The organism is Pseudomonas sp. LG1D9 (genome assembly GCF_002949995.1).
Taxonomy (GTDB): Bacteria; Pseudomonadota; Gammaproteobacteria; order Pseudomonadales; family Pseudomonadaceae; genus Aquipseudomonas; species Aquipseudomonas proteolytica.
Genome location: NZ_CP026881.1, coordinates 1,083,935 through 1,101,646 on the forward strand (window position 1 = coordinate 1,083,935; position 17,712 = coordinate 1,101,646).

General features: G+C 58.7%; 17 protein-coding genes and 1 pseudogene. 8 read left to right on the plus strand and 10 right to left on the minus strand.

What is annotated here, in order from left to right; translation table 11 throughout:
• Positions 1-9 precede the first annotated feature (9 nt).
• Positions 10-1,206, plus strand: a complete 1,197-nt coding sequence (locus C5F71_RS05305; RefSeq protein WP_104910767.1) for a hypothetical protein — start codon at positions 10-12, stop codon at positions 1,204-1,206.
• A 40-nt stretch (positions 1,207-1,246) separates the two neighbouring features.
• Here C5F71_RS05305 and C5F71_RS05310 read toward each other — a convergent pair whose 3' ends face one another.
• Positions 1,247-1,726, minus strand: coding sequence for a GyrI-like domain-containing protein (locus C5F71_RS05310; RefSeq protein WP_092237723.1), 480 nt, complete (start codon positions 1,724-1,726; stop codon positions 1,247-1,249).
• Positions 1,727-1,921: 195 nt separating this feature from the next.
• Here C5F71_RS05310 and alaC point away from each other — a divergent pair, with 195 nt between their 5' ends.
• Entirely contained in the window at positions 1,922-3,133 is a 1,212-nt protein-coding gene (gene alaC / locus C5F71_RS05315; protein ID WP_029296464.1) for an alanine transaminase, read from the plus strand.
• 57 nt (positions 3,134-3,190) lie between these two features.
• Here the strand turns inward: alaC and C5F71_RS05320 are convergent, their stop codons facing one another.
• Complete coding sequence (locus C5F71_RS05320) at positions 3,191-4,543, minus strand: GntP family permease (RefSeq protein ID WP_029296462.1); 1,353 nt, start codon at positions 4,541-4,543, stop codon at positions 3,191-3,193.
• 83 nt (positions 4,544-4,626) lie between these two features.
• On the minus strand, positions 4,627-5,160 hold the full coding sequence (locus tag C5F71_RS05325; RefSeq protein ID WP_029296460.1) for a gluconokinase: 534 nt from the start codon (positions 5,158-5,160) through the stop codon (positions 4,627-4,629).
• Positions 5,161-5,373: 213 nt separating this feature from the next.
• Between C5F71_RS05325 and C5F71_RS05330 the strand changes: the two genes are divergently transcribed.
• The 4 genes from C5F71_RS05330 to C5F71_RS05345 all read left to right on the plus strand — a co-directional run bounded on the left by C5F71_RS05330 (position 5,374) and on the right by C5F71_RS05345 (position 8,616).
• Positions 5,374-6,405, plus strand: a complete 1,032-nt coding sequence (locus C5F71_RS05330) for a LacI family DNA-binding transcriptional regulator (RefSeq protein WP_029296458.1) — start codon at positions 5,374-5,376, stop codon at positions 6,403-6,405.
• Positions 6,406-6,584: 179 nt separating this feature from the next.
• Positions 6,585-7,217, plus strand: coding sequence for a glutathione S-transferase family protein (locus tag C5F71_RS05335; RefSeq protein ID WP_104910768.1), 633 nt, complete (start codon positions 6,585-6,587; stop codon positions 7,215-7,217).
• A 10-nt stretch (positions 7,218-7,227) separates the two neighbouring features.
• Positions 7,228-7,965: an NAD(P)-dependent oxidoreductase gene (locus tag C5F71_RS05340; RefSeq protein WP_029296455.1), complete on the plus strand. Its 738-nt coding sequence runs from the start codon at positions 7,228-7,230 to the stop codon at positions 7,963-7,965.
• Between the two features lie 150 nt (positions 7,966-8,115).
• Positions 8,116-8,616: a hypothetical protein gene (locus C5F71_RS05345; RefSeq protein ID WP_029296453.1), complete on the plus strand. Its 501-nt coding sequence runs from the start codon at positions 8,116-8,118 to the stop codon at positions 8,614-8,616.
• Between the two features lie 125 nt (positions 8,617-8,741).
• Here the strand turns inward: C5F71_RS05345 and C5F71_RS29640 are convergent, their stop codons facing one another.
• Both C5F71_RS29640 and C5F71_RS29645 read right to left on the minus strand, forming a co-directional pair.
• Positions 8,742-9,314 carry a methyl-accepting chemotaxis protein gene (locus tag C5F71_RS29640; protein WP_371923389.1) on the minus strand — a complete coding sequence of 191 codons (573 nt, stop codon included), beginning with the start codon at positions 9,312-9,314 and terminating at the stop codon, positions 8,742-8,744.
• Positions 9,315-9,332: 18 nt separating this feature from the next.
• Positions 9,333-10,061: pseudogene (locus tag C5F71_RS29645) on the minus strand (PAS domain-containing protein); the annotation flags it as partial.
• Positions 10,062-10,794: 733 nt separating this feature from the next.
• On the opposite strand from C5F71_RS29645, the gene C5F71_RS05355 reads away from it, so the two are divergent.
• Positions 10,795-11,211 carry a GNAT family N-acetyltransferase gene (locus tag C5F71_RS05355; RefSeq protein ID WP_070995333.1) on the plus strand — a complete coding sequence of 139 codons (417 nt, stop codon included), beginning with the start codon at positions 10,795-10,797 and terminating at the stop codon, positions 11,209-11,211.
• Here the strand turns inward: C5F71_RS05355 and def are convergent.
• The 3 genes from def to C5F71_RS05370 all read right to left on the minus strand — a co-directional run bounded on the left by def (position 11,208) and on the right by C5F71_RS05370 (position 13,071).
• Positions 11,208-11,747: a peptide deformylase gene (gene def, locus C5F71_RS05360; protein WP_104910769.1), complete on the minus strand. Its 540-nt coding sequence runs from the start codon at positions 11,745-11,747 to the stop codon at positions 11,208-11,210. The genes C5F71_RS05355 and def overlap by 4 nt on opposite strands.
• A gap of 3 nt (positions 11,748-11,750) precedes the next feature.
• Entirely contained in the window at positions 11,751-12,704 is a 954-nt protein-coding gene (locus C5F71_RS05365) for a YihY/virulence factor BrkB family protein (RefSeq protein WP_029296445.1), read from the minus strand.
• A gap of 175 nt (positions 12,705-12,879) precedes the next feature.
• Positions 12,880-13,071 (minus strand): CsbD family protein, encoded by a 192-nt coding sequence (locus C5F71_RS05370; protein WP_029296443.1) that lies wholly within the window; start codon positions 13,069-13,071, stop codon positions 12,880-12,882.
• 199 nt (positions 13,072-13,270) lie between these two features.
• Between C5F71_RS05370 and C5F71_RS05375 the strand changes: the two genes are divergently transcribed.
• A complete protein-coding gene (locus C5F71_RS05375) occupies positions 13,271-13,648 on the plus strand; it encodes a hypothetical protein (RefSeq protein ID WP_029296441.1) in 378 nt (125 codons plus the stop codon).
• 102 nt (positions 13,649-13,750) lie between these two features.
• Here the strand turns inward: C5F71_RS05375 and fadD1 are convergent, their stop codons facing one another.
• On the minus strand, positions 13,751-15,442 hold the full coding sequence (fadD1, locus tag C5F71_RS05380) for a long-chain-fatty-acid--CoA ligase FadD1 (protein WP_029296439.1): 1,692 nt from the start codon (positions 15,440-15,442) through the stop codon (positions 13,751-13,753).
• Positions 15,443-15,822: 380 nt separating this feature from the next.
• Positions 15,823-17,511 carry a long-chain-fatty-acid--CoA ligase FadD2 gene (gene fadD2, locus C5F71_RS05385; RefSeq protein ID WP_104910770.1) on the minus strand — a complete coding sequence of 563 codons (1,689 nt, stop codon included), beginning with the start codon at positions 17,509-17,511 and terminating at the stop codon, positions 15,823-15,825.
• Positions 17,512-17,712: the final 201 nt, after the last annotated feature.

Below are 17,712 nucleotides of genomic sequence, written 5' to 3' on the forward strand. Positions count from 1 at the left end.
AGAGTGACCATGAGCATTCCATCCAACACCCCCCCGATGAATAGCGCTGGAGCCCCAGACCTTTCGTTTGGTAACTCATCCCCTAAAAACGGTACTGTTATCGCCCTACAGTCCGAGGGAATTTCCCGCGTGCTCAACGATGGGTCAACCATTACGGTAGGGTTAACTTCCGCCGCAGGTGAAAGACGTATTGTCGTAACCAAACATACACCTGCTGGAGAACTGGATTTAAACTACGGGACTTGGGAAACGGAAACTAGCGAGGTCATCCGCCTCGTTCACCTGACCATTCAACCCGACGGAAAACCCCTGTTATTGGCTGCGCGTGGAAACGAGGGCGCCGCATTTATTACCCGCTTCAATGCACAAACCGGCGACGTGGATCACTCGTTTGGCATCGCAGGAACCAGAGACCTCGGGAAAAGTATCTACACCGGCCTACTTCCCAGAGGGGGTCTTGCGGTGCAAGCCGATAACAAGATCGTTTCTGTGTTCCATGATGGCACCCAAAGTTTTATCTTTCAGCTCAGCGTCAGCGGCGAGCTGATCAACTTTGGATATCTCGGGCCCATTGAGTCGCCAAATACCCTTCTCAACACATTACTGATCACCTCCAGCGGTTTTGTCATCGCCGGCACCAGAACTGGCACCGACACCCGCAGGGCACATATGAGGGGGTTTCTTGCAAATGGCCAACCGGACTCCACGTTCGGCAAGGAGGGGGTCGTTGAGCTGGAGTTTTCAAATAATGAAAACAAACAAATCTCAGCGCTCGCGAAGGGGCCAAATGGTCAAATAGCTGTTGCGGGGGGGAGTTATTACTTGCCATCAGAGATGAACTTCGTGGCCAGTGTACTTGCCGACGGTCAAGCCAACCCGCAGTTCAATGGCGGAAAACCTCTGGAGAGCAGCTCCAATCTTTACTCCTATACCGATGTCGTGACCCAGGCCGATGGGAAAGTTGTTGCTTTAGCGCGTAGCTCTAACGGCGCCCAGGTTGATCTGATCAGGCACACCGTGACCGGTCGGTTGGACCCCGATTTTGGTCAGCAAGGTATTGCACAGGCATGGCGCGATCCGCAAGGACGGCCCGAGCATTCCTTTGTCGACACACTGGAGTTGGTACAACCGGGTGAAAAACTGCAAAGCAGTGGTGTTCTAAGTAGTTACCGCGGATCCTTTATCGGGCGACTGCTCAGCCAGTAGTACTACCGGCTGAGCTGCCCTGGCAGCTCGGCCGTATGCCTCAACGTTTCTTGACAGGCAGCCAGATTTCCACGGTGCCGGTGCCCTTATCCACATCGAAGTCGGCGCTGTAGCGCTCGAAATCCGCGCCCGCCACTGTGTAACCCGAGGTCGGCAGCCACTCGTACATGACTCGCTCATAGGTCTGCGACAGCGCATACACCGGCCCGTAATGCGCAAAGACCGCATAATGATTGGCCGGCACTTCGATGGATTCGAAGTTGCTTGGCACATCGCCCTTGGCCGGCACTTCGACCCCGGCGATGTAATCGAATTCTTCTTGCGTGGCGTTGTAGCAAACGCCGTAGGTCACGCCGCCAATGCGGTTCTTGATCTCTTTGATGCAGGTGTCGAACAACTCCCACAACTTCGGGATGTCCCCCAGCGTGGCCTTGCCGTAATGACCGCCGACCCCGGCGATCACCATGGCCTTGCCCTCTTCCATGCGGGGTTCGAGGGGTAGCGTTGCCTGTTGGTTCATCTGCACAATCTCCATGGGTGAGTGACCAAAACCATACCGAGTATAGGGGCATACTCACTTCACACTCCAGATGGAAAAATTTCCTACGCCATCTGGACAACCGGCTGTCATCGCCCGTATTGTCTGCCCCGCAGGCCACCGCAGTGGCCGACGTCGCTCGGACGGTTCCGGGCGCTTACGTACTCCGAGGCAACAATGGCAGACCAAGGTTCGCCGCGCCGCTTTGCGCGCATAGATCGACTCCCCCCTTATGTTTTCAATATCACTGCCGAGCTGAAGATGGCTGCGCGTCGGCGCGGCGAAGACATCATCGACTTGAGCATGGGTAACCCCGACGGCCCGACTCCACCGCATATCGTGGAGAAACTGGTGACCGTCGCCCAGCGTGAAGACACCCACGGCTACTCCACCTCCAAAGGCATCCCGCGCCTGCGCCGCGCTATTTCGCGCTGGTACAAGGATCGCTATGAAGTGGATATCGACCCGGAAACCGAAGCCATCGTCACCATCGGTTCCAAGGAAGGCCTGGCGCACTTGATGCTGGCCACGCTGGACCAGGGCGACACGGTCCTGGTGCCCAACCCCAGCTACCCGATCCACATCTACGGTGCCGTGATTGCCGGCGCCCAGGTGCGCTCGGTGCCGCTGATTCCCGGCGTGGATTTTTTTGCCGAGCTGGAACGGGCGATTCGCGGTTCGATCCCCAAGCCCAAGATGATGATCCTCGGCTTCCCGTCCAACCCCACGGCGCAGTGCGTGGAGCTGGATTTCTTCGAGCGGGTGATCGCCCTGGCCAAACAGTACGACGTGCTGGTGATCCACGACCTGGCCTACGCCGATATCGTCTACGACGGCTGGAAAGCCCCGTCGATCATGCAGGTGCCGGGCGCCAAGGACATTGCGGTGGAGTTTTTCACCCTCTCCAAGAGCTACAACATGGCCGGCTGGCGCATTGGTTTTATGGTTGGCAACGCTGAACTGGTCAACGCCCTGGCGCGCATCAAGAGCTACCACGACTACGGCACCTTCACCCCGCTGCAAGTGGCGGCCATTGCCGCGCTGGAAGGTGACCAGCAATGTGTGAAAGACATTGCCGAGCAGTACCGCCAACGCCGCAACGTGCTGGTCAAGGGTCTGCATGAGCTGGGCTGGATGGTGGAGAACCCGAAGGCGTCGATGTACGTCTGGGCGAAGATTCCCGAGGCGTATGCCGCCATGGGCTCCCTGGAATTTGCCAAGAAGTTGCTGCTGGAAGCCAAGGTGTGTGTCTCGCCGGGGATCGGCTTTGGCGAGTATGGCGATGACCATGTGCGCTTTGCGCTGATCGAGAACCAGGACCGCATTCGCCAGGCGGTGCGCGGGATCCGGGCCATGTTCCGGGCTGATGGGCTGGTCACGAAAGCCTGATAGCTGCCCGATAACGAATGTGGGAGCGGGCTTGCCCGCTCCCACATTTTGCTTGGGTTACACCACCAACGACAGCAACATGATGAAGCCCAGTGCCACGATGGACAGAATGGTCTCCATCGCCGTCCAGGTCTTGAACGTCTCGGCCACGGTCATGTTGAAGTACTGCTTCACCAACCAGAACCCTGCATCGTTGACGTGCGACAGAATCAACGACCCCGCCCCCGTCGCCAGCACCAGCAACTCCAGGTTGACCCCCGGCACCATACCCACCACCGGCACCACGATACCCGCGCCAGTAATGGTGGCAACGGTCGCCGAACCCGTGGCAATGCGAATCACCGCCGCTACCAGCCAGGCCAGCAGGATCGGATTGATCTGCGCCGTCACCGCCATATGGCCGATCACGTCACCCACGCCGCTGGTCACCAGCATCTGCTTGAAACCACCGCCGGCACCGATGATCAGGATGATCGCGGCGGTCGGCGCAAGGCTGGCGTCGAGCAGCTTGAGGATCTGCTTGGAGTGGATGCCCTGGCGATGGCCAAAGGTGTAAAGCGACAGCAGCAACGCCAGGAGCAAGGCACTGATCGGGTGGCCGATCATGTCCATCCAGTTGCGCACCACATTGCCTTCGGCAAAGGCGATGTCAGCAAAGGTTTTGAGCAGCATCAGGAACACCGGCAGCAGCACGGTGATCAGGGTGATGCTGAAGCTCGGCAGGTTTTTCGAGTCGGTCTCACGGGCCAGTTGATCCACCAGCTCCTGGGACGGGTTGCCCGGGATGTGCTTGGCAATGAACGTACCGAAGATCGGCCCGGCAATGATGGCGGTCGGCAAGGCAACGATCAGGCCGTAGAGAATGGTCTTGCCAATGTCTGCGCCAAACACCCCGATGGCCAGCAGCGGCCCCGGATGCGGCGGTACCAGACCATGGACCGCCGACAGGCCGGCGAGCAGCGGGATGCCGATCTTGATCAGCGATACACCGGTACGGCGCGCGACGATGAACACCAGCGGGATCAGCAGCACAAAGCCGATCTCGAAGAACAGCGGGATGCCCACCAGGAAGGCGGCGAACATCATCGCCCATTGCACCTTGTCCTTGCCGAAAGCACGGATCAGGGTTTGCGCGATCTGATCGGCACCGCCGGATTCGGCCATCATCTTGCCGAGCATCGTACCCAGCGCCAGGATAATCCCGACAAACCCGAGCACACCGCCAAAACCGTCCTGGAAGGCCTTGATGATCTTGTCCACGGGCATGCCCGAGGTCAGGCCAAGGAAGCCTGCGGCGATGATCAGGGCAATAAAGGGGTGAACCTTGAACCGGGTGATCAACACGATCAGCCCGATGATAGTGACCACTGCATCAAGCAGCAGGTACGACTCGTGGGACATTCCAAACATGGGGGTCTCTCCTGTTTGTTGTTGTTATTAAAGCGGGTGTTGAGTTTCGTGCCGCCAGATAGCGCTATCTTTCGGCCAAAAAATCATCGGGAAGGTTCAAAGCCGTGGGTCAGCCACCAGGCGTGGGTCTGCGCGGCCAGGTCCTCGATGCTGTCTTCACTGGCATTGAGGGCCAGGGTCAGCGGCTCGCCGATAGGCGATTCGAGGGTGGCGAACTGGCTGTCGATCAGGCTGGCCGGCATGAAATGGCCGGGGCGATGGGACACGCGGTCGGCGGCCACCTCGCGGGTCAGTTCCAGGAAGACAAAGCCCAGGCCCGGCGCGGCTTCGCGCAGGTGATCGCGGTATTTTTTCTTCAGCGCCGAACAGGTCAGCACTGGATGCTCGCCAGCCTTGAGCGCACGGCGCAGCTCATCGCAGAGGATGTCCAGCCAGCCGGCACGGTCGTCGTCGTTGAGAGGATGGCCTGCGCTCATCTTTTCGATATTGGCAGCCGGGTGAAAGCTGTCGCCTTCAATGGCGGTGGCGCCGTTCAACAGGCACAGGGCCTCGCTGACACTGGACTTGCCACAGCCGGAAACACCCATGATGACCAGGGCGGTAACAGGTTGACTCATGAAACACCTCAGGACGCAGATAGCGCTACCTTTGCACGCCCTAAGGCTAGTGCAAAAACAGGCTTTTCCCGCGCCTAATTGTCATTTTTATGGAGTGACGCGTGCATCCGCTCCAACCGTTTGAGCAAGGATCAGGCAACCCTTTGCGCAAGTATTTGCAGGCCTTTGGAGACAGCGCTACCTTAGTGCCTCGATTTTTGTTTGGCAAGCCGCCTGATGACCTCCAAGAACGATAAAAATACCCGCACGACGGGTCGCCCTACCCTCAACGAAGTTGCCCGCCTGGCGGGCGTCAGTCCGATCACGGCCTCCCGGGCCTTGCGCGGCATCAGCACCGTGGCCCCCGACCTGGTGGAAAAGGTGCAAAAAGCCGCCGCCGAGCTGAGCTACGTGGTCAACCCGGCCGCCCGCGCCCTGGCCTCTGCACAGAGCCAGTCGGTGGTGGTGCTGGTGCCTTCGCTGTCCAACCTGCTGTTTATCGAAACCCTGGAGGCCATTCACCAGGTGTTGCGGCCCAAGGGCTTCGAAGTGCTGATCGGCAATACCCACTATTCCCGGGACGAAGAAGAAAACCTGCTGCGCAACTACATGGCCTATCAGCCGCGGGGCTTGCTGCTGACCGGTTTTGATCGCACCGAAAGCGCCCGGCGCATGGTGGAGTCGAGCAATGTACCTTGCGTGTACATGATGGACCTGGACCCCACGGCCGGCCTCAACTGCGTGGGTTTCTCGCAGATCAGTGCCGGCGAAACCGCCGCCGCCCACCTGATCTCTCGGGGTCGCAAGCGCCTGGCCTATGTTGGCGCACAGCTGGACCAGCGCACGCTGCTGCGCGGCGAAGGCTTCCGCCAAGGCCTGCAGAAGGCCGGTTTGTATGACCCGGCATTGGAACTGCTGACCCCGCGCCCCTCATCGGTGGGCCTGGGTGGTGAACTGTTCCTGCAACTGCTGGCCAGCCATCCGGACGTGGACGCGATTTTTTTCGGCAACGATGACCTGGCCCACGGCGCCTTGCTCGAAGCCCTGCGCCACGGGATCAAGGTACCGCAGCAAGTGGCGGTGCTGGGCTTCAACGACCTGCCCGCCTCCAGCTTCATGGTGCCGCGCCTGAGCAGCATCAGCACCCCGCGCGAAGCCATTGGCCGACGCGCGGCAGAGCACTTGCTGACGGTGATGGCGGGCAACAAGATCGCCCGGCCGGTGGTGGATATGGGGTTTGAATTGAAGGTGCGCGAGAGTACCTGAACCAATGTGGGAGCGGGCTTGCCCGCGATAACGGTGTGTCAGGCAATACATCTGGCACTGATACACCGCTATCGCGGGCAAGCCCGCTCCCACATTTTTGAGCGTGCCCACTTAACTCTATCGCTGTCCTCGCGCGCCCCTGCTAAATTGCCCAACTCACCTTTTGCCAGGGAAGCACCATGGGACACGCGCTGAAAATCTTGGGTCGCACTTCGTCCATCAACGTACGAAAAGTCCTGTGGACCTGCCAGGAACTGGCTATCCCCTACCAGCGTGAAGATTGGGGCATCGGCTTCACCCCTACCCAGTCACCCGACTTCCTTGCCTTGAACCCAAACGCACAGGTACCGGTCATCGTCGATGACAACGGCGTGCTATGGGAATCCAACACCATTTGCCGTTACCTGGTGGGCTTGCACCAACGCCACGACCTGCTGCCCGCCGCCCCTGCGCCACGGGCCAGGGTCGAGCAATGGATGGATTGGCAAGCCACCGAGCTCAACCCCTCCTGGGGCTACGCCTTCCATGCCCTGGTGCGCAACAACCCGGACTTCCAGGACCCGCAGCGCGTTGCCGCCGGCGTGCGCGGCTGGAACGGCAAGATGGGACTGCTGGAGCAACAATTGATCAAAACCGGCGCCTATGTGGCCGGGGATAACTTCACCCTGGCCGATATCCTGATCGGCCTGTCAGTGCACCGCTGGCGGATGACGCCCATGGAGCGCCCTGCCTACCCGGCTGTGGACGCGTACTACGCCCTACTCAGCCAGCGCCCAGGTTTCCAGGCTTTTGCCCTCGACGGTCACAACTAAGGACTACACGATGAAAGGACTCAACGTACTGCTCACCGGTGCCTGCGGCAGAATCGGCAAGACCTTCTTCGAGGCCTCGAAAGATCGTTACCGCTTCACCCTCACCGACCGCGTCACACCAGGCTTCGCCCTCGACGGCCATCGCTTCGTGCAGGCCGACTTGAGCGACAAGACCGCACTGCCAGCGCTGCTCGACGGCATCGATGTGATCGTGCACCTGTCGGGCATTCCCCACGCCAGCGCGACCTTTGACGAACTGCTACCCAACAATATCCTCGCTACCACCTACCTGTTCGAAGCGGCCGTGGCCGCCCACGTCAAGCGCCTGGTCTTCGCCAGCAGCGCCCAGACCATCGAAGGCTATCCGGTGGACCGGCAAATCACCCCCGGCATGCCGGTGCTGCCAGCCAACCTGTATGGCGTGAGCAAATGCTACGGCGAAGCGCTGTGCGGGTATTACGCGGCCAAAACCCCACTCTCCACCATCGCTCTACGCATTGGGGCCTTTGAATTTGCCGAAACCCACGACCTGAACAACGCTCGCGACCTCAGCGCCTGGCTCAGCCCTCGGGATGCCGTCCAGTTGTTGCAGCGTTCGGTGGAGGCCGAGGGGGTCAAGCACCTGATCGCCCATGGCATTTCCAACAACCGCTTCAAGCGCCTGGATTTGAGCGAGACCACGCGGGTCCTGGGTTATCGACCGGTAGATGATGCATTCCAGCTATTCGAGATTCCCATCACCTACTGAAGCCTGTGGCCGCCAGCGGCAAACATTGGCCGTTGGCGGCACCCCTCATGACTATGCAGCGCCCTCAAAGCCAATGAATCCGGGGGTGTTGGCTCCCGGCACGCTAATTGCTAAATCCTCTGCATCGTTCAAACCCACAGGTGCCCGATCATGTTGGTCAATACCCAAGTCTCGTCCGTGATCCAACAGTCCAAACGCCCCGACCTGGACCCCGCCAACGCCGCCGCCAGTGCCCTGTACAGTGGCGTGATGCAGAACGTGCAGAATGCTGCTGCCGCGACCCAGGTGCAGGCCACGCAAAAGGCCACTGACGCCACCGCAAGCAACGTGGATGCCGCTTTTGCCAAGACCCGCCTGCAACTGCAAGCGACGCCGCCGACCAGTGCCACGCCAACCACCGCGACCAGCACCCAGGCCCGCGCAGAATTCACCGACTATATGACCAAGACCCCGGCCGAACGCATCCGCGATCAGATCCTGCTGGAAAAGGGCCTGACCGAAGACGATGTAAAAGCGATGCCCGTGGAACAACAAGACGCTATTGCCCAGGAAGTGGCTGATCGCCTAAAGATGCAGGTAGCAGAGCAGTTCGCCGAGAAGACTGCTGATCCGCAGATCAAGGCCGTGAAAGACGCCCTGGCGGCGATCTGACTTAGCACAACGCCCTTTGTAGGAGCGAGCTTGCTCGCGAAAAACTTCAACGATAACGCGGGGTATCTGGTTCCCCGTGGCGGTCTCAGGTTTTTCGCGAGCAAGCTCGCTCCTACACAGAGGCACTATTGCAGTTGCAGGGTGGAGTTGAACTGGCCGATGGCGTCCACCACATGCCGCGAGCCTTCCTGGATCTCCAGGATCACCTGCCCCGCTTCATTGGCCAACTCCACCCCCAGGCCGGTACGACTCAGGCTCGACTGCATGCTCGACACCGCGCTCAGGGACAAGTCGTGGTTCTTGCGCACCACATCGACAATCTCGATTGTCGCCTGGCTGGTACGCGCCGCCAGGCTGCGCACCTCGTCCGCCACCACCGCAAAACCCCGTCCGTGCTCACCGGCCCGTGCCGCTTCAATGGCCGCGTTAAGCGCCAACAGGTTGGTTTGATCGGCAATCCCACGAATGGTCTGCACGATGGTGCCGATAATGTCCGACTGCTTGCTTACCGCGTCGATGCTGACTGCCGCTTGATTGAGGTCGCGGGAAATTTCTTCGATGATCTGCACCGTCTGCTGCACCACTTGCGAACCCTTGCGGGCACAGGCGTCATTCTGCACCGAGGTGGCATGGGCCGAATCGGCAGCGGTGCGCAAGGTGGTGACCTGGTCGGTGATGTCACTGGCGAACTTCACCACTTTGTACAGACGCCCGTTGGCATCGAAGATTGGGTTGTAGGAGGCTTCCAGAAATAGCGTCTGACCCTGTTTGTTGCGCCGCTCAAAACGATGGGAGTGGAATTCGCCCCGGTTCAGTGACGCCCAGAATGCTTTGTAGGTCGGCGATTCCACCTCGGCGCGATGACAGAACATGCTGTGGTGCTGGCCGACGATTTCACCGAGGGAATACTGCACCGTCTTCAGGAAGTTCTGGTTGGCATTGAGGATCTGCCCCTGGGGCGTGAACTCGATGACCGCCATGGAGCGGCCTATGGCATCGATCAGGCTTTGGTTTTCGTGCTCGCGGTGAACCCGTTCGGAAATGTCCGCAGCCACCTTGATCACGCTCTGCACTTGTTTATCCGGACCGTAGACCGGCATGTAACTGGCCTCCAGCCACACTTCCTGGCCAGTTTTGGTCAAGCGCATGAACGTGCCGCTGATGGGTTCGCCCTGGCCCAGGTCGCGCCACAATTTGGCGTAGTCATCGCTGCGGTAATAGGACTCTTCACAGAAGATTCGATGGTGTTTACCGCGTACTTCCTCGGCGCTGTAACCCATGACCTTGCAGAAGTTTTCGTTGGCATCCAGTACCACGCCGTCGCGATCAAACTCGATCATCGCCATGGAACGGCTGATGGCCGCCAACTTGGCTTGGGCCTGGGTCAGCGCGCAGGAAAAGCGCTCGATTTCCAACAGGTCGGATTTATGGTGGAGGTTAAACATGATCGGATCACCTTCAGCGCTGTCTTTGAATGACGGTTAGTTCTTGGATTTGACCCAGTACAACTTTCCACAAAACAGGCAAACGCAGCTGTCCATAAGGCAGGACAAGTGTCAGGCGATAGATAAATGATGGCTAATCGGAGAGTCCATGGGACAACGCTCGTTTCAAGGCATCCTTTTCTTGATGACCCCAGCCGGGGCCCGCTTTAACCGACACACGTAAATCCATTTAACCTGCAGCTCCTTTTTCCGGCGCTTTGACATACGCACTTATCTATTCACAGTTTGTATAGTGCTCATCAACCACTATGCAAACAGCCACCCGAAACGCTTCATATGGCAAGCGACATAAGTGGTTATGGGTGAGCATAGACAGGGCTTGGCGCTATGCAAGGCCATTAATCAGCCAGCATTTATAGACAGGTGTTGAAGGGGATGTGCAGGGGCAGGATGTATCGATGCCGCTGTAGGAGCGAGCTTGCTCGCTCCTACAGTGAAGTACTCAGTGACCGAACAGACCTGTCTCGGTCTTCTTGGCTTTTTTGTCCGCACGTTTTTCATCAGCGGTCTTTGCCGGTTTTTTCTTCGCGGCTTTCTTTGAATCCATACCTTTGGCCATGCTGCATGCTCCACTAACAGAGGAAGTAACAAGGGGTATAACACCTATTGTCCACCAGAAGGCGCTTTGCCCGACTTATAATCCCCGCCCCTGGATCACACCTGTCATACCACCATGCCCGAGTTGCACATTGATCGACTGGCAGAGCCCCTGTGGCCGCTGCTTAACAAGTTTTATCGCAGCCACAACTCATCGATGAAAGCCCTCAAGGGCGGCCAATTGTGGGTGGCGCGTAATAGCGAGATTGTGGCCGGTCTGTGCCTGAGCCCGGTGGTCGGCGGCCAATGGCTGACCGGGCTGTTTGTCGATCCGGCATTACGTGGGCAAGGGCTGGCGACGCGGCTGATTGCGCAAGCGATCGCGCCTGTCGAGGGCTCGGTATGGCTGCTGTGCCACCCGGACCTGGAAGGGTTTTATGCAGCCCAGGGCTTCAGCCAGCAGACGGTGTTGCCACAGTCCCTGGCCGAGCGCCTGGTGCGCTATAAGCGCAACAAGCCGATGATCGCCATGGGCGTGTGTCGCCAGGCCTAGGCGTCGGCGGCAGGATCCAGTTCAGGGAACATCACCTCGATAAACCCGAACTTGCTGAAATCAGTGATGCGCGAAGGGTACAGGCGACCGATCAAGTGGTCGCATTCGTGCTGCGCCACCCGCGCATGGAAACCATCGGCAATCCGCACAATCGGCTCGCCCTTGGGGTCAAACCCTTCGTAGCGAATCTGCTGGTAGCGATCCACTGCACCACGCAGGCCTGGCACCGACAGGCAGCCTTCATAGCCCTCCTCCAACACCGGGCTCAGCGGTGTAATCAGCGGGTTGATCAGGATGGTCTGGGGCACCGCCGGAGCTTCCGGGTAGCGCTCGCTGCTTTCGAAGCCGAAGATCACCAGTTGCAGATCGACACCAATCTGCGGCGCGGCCAGGCCGACGCCGCCCACATGCTCCATGGTCTGGAACATGTCATCGATCAGTTGCCACAGCTCGGGGCTGTCGAACATTTCCGGTGGTACCGGTGGCGCGATACGCAGCAGGCGTTCGTCGCCCATTTTCAGAATTTCACGAATCATCGGTCAGGTTTCATCAGTGGTGGGCTTGGGAATCGAGTGGTCCCGGCCGAGGCCCGAGACATGCTGTTTTTCATCGGGGTGGTGTTCGCCAAAATCCTTCTCCCCCGGATCCTTGCCTTCGGCGGACATATGTTCGATCACCGCATTCATTTCCGCACCGAGCAACAATACGGCGGCGGAAATGTAGAAATACAACAACAGCACGATGATCGCACCGATGCTGCCATACATGGCGTTGTAGTCGGCGAAGGTCTTGACGTAATAGCCAAAGCCCAATGAAGCCACGATCCAGACCACCACCGCCAGCACTGAGCCTGGCGTGATAAAGCGAAATTTCTGCTTCACATCCGGCATCACGTAGTACATCAACGCCACGGCGAACATCAGCAGGATCACGATCAAGGGCCACCGCAGGATGGTCCACAGGGTAACGACAAATTCCTGCATGCCGATCTGCCCGGCCAGCCACTCCATCACTTGCGGCCCCAGCACCATCAGCGCAGCAGCGGCCAGCAACATGCCGGCGATGCCCACGGTGTAGAGAATCGACAGCGGGAAGCGCTTCCAGATCGGTCGGCCTTCCACCACGTCGTAGGCGGCATTCATCGCGCTCATCATCAGGCGCACGCCGGCCGAGGCGGTCCACAGCGCGATGACGATACCCACCGACAGCAGCCCGCCCTTGGATTGCTGCAATTGGTCGATCACCGGGTTGACCTGCTCCAGGGCCTGGGGCGGCAGCACCAGTTCCGATTGCAGGCGCAGCCAACTGAAGAAATCCGGCAGGTGCAGGAAACCGATCAGGGCAATCAGGAACAGCAGGAAGGGGAACAGCGAAAACAGCATCTGGTAGGCCAGTGCCGAGGCGTAGGTGGGCATCTCGTCATCGATGAATTCTGTGACGGTGCGCATCAATACGCGGTGCAGCGGCAGATCTTTTAATACCGGAAAAATCATAGCGTCTCCTTTCGCCGCAAAAAGGTTGAGTTCGTGGGCGACTCAGGGGCCGTTTTCTACATCAAGGTAGCCTATTTGGCGACCTTGAAACAATTTCGAAACTTTAAACACCGGGCGTGACATAAAAACGGCCATCCGTGGATGGCCGTTGTACTGCGTGTTGCAAATGCTGGAATCAAGCCTTGTCGACGGTATTCTTTACCGCATCCTTGACCTTGCCGACCGCTTGCTGGGCTTCGCCCTTCTTCTCTTGAATCTTGCCTTCGGTCTCAAGTTTGGTGTTGTCAGTGGCTTTGCCGACACCTTGCTTGATGTTGCCGATGGCTTCGTTCGCTAAACCTTTTGCCTTATCCGCTGTGCTGCCCATGGTATTTCTCCGTAAGAACAATCAAGGGTTTTGGTCATTACGTAAGGGTTGACCCTGGGCCTCTGCGCAGAGTTTCAATTATTTGCGTGAGGCATTTCATCACCCCATACAGGTTTGGCTTTATGTTTTGCCGCCAACCCCCGAGAATGCCCGGCAGATTCAGGCTCAATCGCTGAATAACAGATCCCGTAGGAAGGTTATGAAACTCAATAAATCACAGGCCATCGCCCGCAGAAACCTGGAACTGGGCGGTGCCGTGCTCGGCGTCAACAACTGCCACTTCACCGACCTGGACCGCAAGCGCAACATCTGGTGGTTCGACCTACCGGTGGCCCGCATTGCCATTGGGCAGTACGAGTGGATTCACTTGTTGATGCACAACGCCGAGACCGACCAGTTGCTGCACCTGAAAGTACCGACCGCGTTCCTGCGTGAAAAGCTTGAAGGGTTGGTGGTGCGCAATGCGGGCAAGCGCAAGCCGGAGATTACCCTGGAGCTGAGCGCGGACAAGGACTCGTTCCTCAAGGATGTACGCCCGGCAGGCGCTGGCGTGAGCTTCGCGCAGTTCGCCCTGTAAGCAGGCGCTCAAAAATGTGGGAGCTGGCTTGCCTGCTCCCACATTTGGATTGCAGTCCAATCAGCGCCCAATAAAAAGCCCCGTATTCACGGGGCTTTTTGTTTACTTCTTCAGGCCCAATTTCTTCAGCTCTTCATCACGCAACTCACGACGCAGGATCTTGCCCACGTTGGTGGTCGGCAGCGCTTCGCGGAATTCAACAGCCTTCGGCACTTTGTAGCCGGTGACGTTGGCGCGCATATGCTCCATCACCTGCTCCTTGGTCAGCGTCGCGCCCGGCTTGACCACGATGAACAGCTTGATGTGCTCGCCCGACTTCTCGTCCGGCACACCAATGGCTGCGCACTGCAGCACGCCTGGCAAGCTTGCCAGCACGTCTTCCAGCTCGTTGGGGTAGACGTTGAAACCGGAGACCAGAATCATGTCCTTCTTGCGATCAACGATACGCATGTAGCCGTCTGGCTGGATGATCGCGATATCACCGGTCTTCAACCAGCCTTGGCTGTCGAGGACTTCGGCGGTGGCGTCTTCACGCTGCCAGTAACCTTTCATCACCTGCGGACCCTTGACGCACAGTTCGCCGATTTCGCCCAGGGGCAACTCGACGCCCTCATCCGAGATGACCTTGCACAGCGTCGAAGGCACCGGAATGCCGATGGTGCCGATCTGGATATTCTGGATCGGGTTGACGGTGGCCACCGGGCTGGTTTCGGTCATGCCGTAGCCTTCACAGATGTTGCAGCCGGTCACGGCTTTCCAACGCTCGGCCGCCGCCAGTTGCAGGGCCATGCCGCCCGATAGGGTGACCTTGAGCGCCGAGAAATCCAGCTTGCGAAAGCCTTCGTTGTTGCACAGGGCAACGAACAGGGTGTTCAGGCCGACAAAGCCGCTGAACTTCCACTTCGACAACTCCTTGACCATCGCCGGCAGGTCGCGCGGGTTGCTGATCAGGATGTTGTGGTTGCCGATCAGCATCATCGCCATGCAATGAAAGGTGAAGGCATAGATGTGGTAAAGCGGCAGCGGTGTGATCAGGATCTCGCAACCTTCATTGAGGTTGGAGCCCATCAGCGCCTTGCACTGCAGCATGTTGGCCACCAGGTTGCGATGGGTGAGCATCGCGCCCTTGGCTACGCCGGTGGTGCCACCGGTGTATTGCAGCACGGCCACGTCTTCGCTGGCGGGACTGACTTCGTTGACCGGCTGGCCATGGCCCTTGGCCAGGACGTCGTTGAACTTGATCGCCTGGGGCAAGTGATACGCCGGGACCATTTTCTTCACGTACTTGATGACGCTGTTGATCAGCAGCCGCTTGAGCGGTGGCAGCAGGTCAGCCACTTCAGTGACGATCACATGCTTGACGCCAGTCTTGGGTACGACTTTTTCCGCCAGGTGCGCCATATTGGCCAGGCAGATAAGGGCCTTGGCCCCGGAATCGTTGAACTGGTGTTCCATTTCCCGCGCGGTATACAGCGGGTTGGTGTTGACCACGACCAAGCCGGCACGGATGGCGCCAAACACGGCCACCGGGTATTGCAGGAGGTTGGGCAATTGCACGGCGATTCGATCACCGGGCTGCAAGTCGGTATGCTGTTGCAGGTACGCGGCAAAGGCACCGGAAAGTTCGTACAACTCACCGTAGGTGATGGTCTTGCCCAGGTTGCTGAAAGCCGGTTTGTCGGCGAAGCGCTGGCAGGACTGTTTCAGTACCGCCTGAATATTTTGATACTCGTCTGGATTGATGTCTGCAGCAATCCCGGCGGGGTACTTATCCTTCCAAAAGTCTTCGATCATGGAAGCCCACTCCTCAGCGACGCGAATTCATTCACCGCATTTGATGCGATTATTATTTGTGTGTGTTTTTTTAGGTGATTCTGGCTGTTTCAAGCAGGCCGAGAGGTCACAAAGCGCGCCGAGAGTAGCAGCTTTGCAAAGGGCCGCCTAGAGCCAAAAGAGGGCCCTACAGTCATAAACATGACTCAAGAATATGCAGTAGTCATTTTTAGAGCAAAGATTCTATAACCCCCGAAACAGCTCTATTTTGCGGACTTACACCGTAAATGCAGGAGCTGGCTTGCCTGCGATGGCGGCGGGCCAGTCGATACATACTTCGACTGATACACCGCCATCGCAGGCAAGCCAGCTCCCACATTTGAATCGCATTTCAGTCCAGGTCAGGCGATGTCGCGCAGCTCCCGGCGCAGGATCTTGCCTACCGGCGTCATCGGCAACGAGTCCCGCAACACAATGTGCTTGGGCACTTTGTAACCGGTGAAGTTGGCCTTGCAGTAGGTCTTCAATTCCTCAAGGCTGACGCCCTGGGCCCGCGCCACCACAAACAGCTTCACGGCCTCGCCGGTGCGTTCGTCGGGCACGCCGATCACCGCGCAGTTGGCGACGTTCGGGTGGGCCATCACTACGTCTTCGATCTCGTTGGGGTACACATTGAAGCCCGAGACGATGATCAGGTCCTTCTTGCGATCGACAATGCGCACAAACCCGTCCGGGTCGATCACCGCAATATCGCCCGTCTTGAGCCAGCCCTCGGCATCCAGGCTCTCGGCGGTGGCCGCCGGTTGCTGCCAGTAGCCCTTCATGACCTGCGGGCCCTTGATGCACAACTCGCCACGCTCGCCCAGCGGCAACTCCACGCCGGCGTCATCGATGACTTTCATCGCCGTGCCTGGCACTGGAATACCCACGGTGCCCAGGCGCGATTGATCACCATAGGGGTTGGTGCTGGCCACCGGCGACGTCTCGGTCAGGCCGTAGCCTTCGCCGATGGAACAGCCGGTGATCTGCTTCCAGCGTTCGGCCGTGGCCTTGACCAAGGCCGTGCCGCCGGAGTTGGTGATCTTCAGGTGGGAGAAGTCCAGGGTCTTGAAGTCCGGGTGTTCCATCAGCGCGACAAACAGGGTGTTGAGCCCCAGCAGCCCGGTAAACCGCCACTTCTTCAACTCCTTGATAAAGCCGCCGATGTCCCGGGGATTGGTGATCAGCACGTTGTGGTTGCCGGTGACCATCATGCACATGCAGTTCGCGGTGAAGGCATAGATATGGTAGAGCGGCAACGGCGCGACCATCACCTCCTGCCCTTCCTTGACCAGCGGATGCCCGTCTTCGCGCACCTGTGACATGCACGCCCGCACCTGTTGCATGTTCGCCACCAGGTTGCCGTGGGTCAGCATCGCGCCCTTGGCCAGGCCGGTGGTGCCACCGGTGTATTGCAGCACCGCGATGTCATCCAGGGTGACCGGATGGCGGGTCACGGCCAGGCTTGCGCCCATGTGCAAGGCGCGCTTGAACGACATCGCCCGGGGCAGGCTGTAGGCCGGCACCATCTTCTTCACCTTGTCGACCACAGTGTTGATCAGCCAACCCTTGGCAGTGGGCATGAAGTCGCCCATCTTGGCTTCGATCAGGTATTCGATCTCGGTGTCGGCCGCCACTTCCTGCACCCTGGAACCGAACAGGTTGAGGTAGACCAGGGCACGAATGCCTGCGTCCTTGAACTGATGACGCATTTCCCGCGGCGTGTACAGCGGGTTGGTGTTGACCACCACCAGCCCGGCGCGCAAGGCGCCGAAGACGGCAATCGGATAATGCAGGACGTTGGGCATCTGCACCGCAATACGGTCGCCCGGTTTCAGGTCTGTGTGGTGTTGCAGGTAGCCGGCGAACGCCGCGCTCTGGCGCTCCAGGTCGGCGTAGGTCAGGGTTATCCCCATGTTGCTGAATGCCGGACGGTCGGCAAAGGCCTTGCAGGAACGCTCGAAGACTTCGATTACTGACTTGTACGCCGACAGGTCTAACTCATTGGGCACACCGGCCGCGCGTTTGTCATTCCAGAAATCAGGTTGCATTATTCTTGTCCTCTTACCCGAGTGTGCCCGACCGCTTCCGGCTGTTTACGGGAAGCGGAGCTTCGGGGACGTTAGCAGTTATGGCTAAACAGGCAAATACACAAAAACGTGTCATTGATTGTATGAATCTTGCCCCTGAGGCCAAGGGTGATCAGACGCCCGCCCACAGATGAGCTATACACTGCAACGACCCTGAGCAAA

Coding starts and splice junctions, on each gene's coding strand:
- C5F71_RS05325 (WP_029296460.1), bottom strand. CDS start 5,160: ATGAGTCAACCTGTTACCGCCCTGGTCATCATGGGTGTTTCCGGCTGT.
- fadD2 (WP_104910770.1), bottom strand. CDS start 17,511: ATGCAACCTGATTTCTGGAATGACAAACGCGCGGCCGGTGTGCCCAAT.
- fadD1 (WP_029296439.1), bottom strand. CDS start 15,442: ATGATCGAAGACTTTTGGAAGGATAAGTACCCCGCCGGGATTGCTGCA.
- C5F71_RS05335 (WP_104910768.1), top strand. CDS start 6,585: ATGGGACACGCGCTGAAAATCTTGGGTCGCACTTCGTCCATCAACGTA.
- C5F71_RS05340 (WP_029296455.1), top strand. CDS start 7,228: ATGAAAGGACTCAACGTACTGCTCACCGGTGCCTGCGGCAGAATCGGC.
- C5F71_RS05305 (WP_104910767.1), top strand. CDS start 10: ATGAGCATTCCATCCAACACCCCCCCGATGAATAGCGCTGGAGCCCCA.
- alaC (WP_029296464.1), top strand. CDS start 1,922: ATGGCAGACCAAGGTTCGCCGCGCCGCTTTGCGCGCATAGATCGACTC.
- def (WP_104910769.1), bottom strand. CDS start 11,747: ATGATTCGTGAAATTCTGAAAATGGGCGACGAACGCCTGCTGCGTATC.
- C5F71_RS05355 (WP_070995333.1), top strand. CDS start 10,795: ATGCCCGAGTTGCACATTGATCGACTGGCAGAGCCCCTGTGGCCGCTG.
- C5F71_RS05365 (WP_029296445.1), bottom strand. CDS start 12,704: ATGATTTTTCCGGTATTAAAAGATCTGCCGCTGCACCGCGTATTGATG.
- C5F71_RS05320 (WP_029296462.1), bottom strand. CDS start 4,543: ATGTTTGGAATGTCCCACGAGTCGTACCTGCTGCTTGATGCAGTGGTC.
- C5F71_RS05370 (WP_029296443.1), bottom strand. CDS start 13,071: ATGGGCAGCACAGCGGATAAGGCAAAAGGTTTAGCGAACGAAGCCATC.
- C5F71_RS05345 (WP_029296453.1), top strand. CDS start 8,116: ATGTTGGTCAATACCCAAGTCTCGTCCGTGATCCAACAGTCCAAACGC.
- C5F71_RS05310 (WP_092237723.1), bottom strand. CDS start 1,726: ATGAACCAACAGGCAACGCTACCCCTCGAACCCCGCATGGAAGAGGGC.
- C5F71_RS05375 (WP_029296441.1), top strand. CDS start 13,271: ATGAAACTCAATAAATCACAGGCCATCGCCCGCAGAAACCTGGAACTG.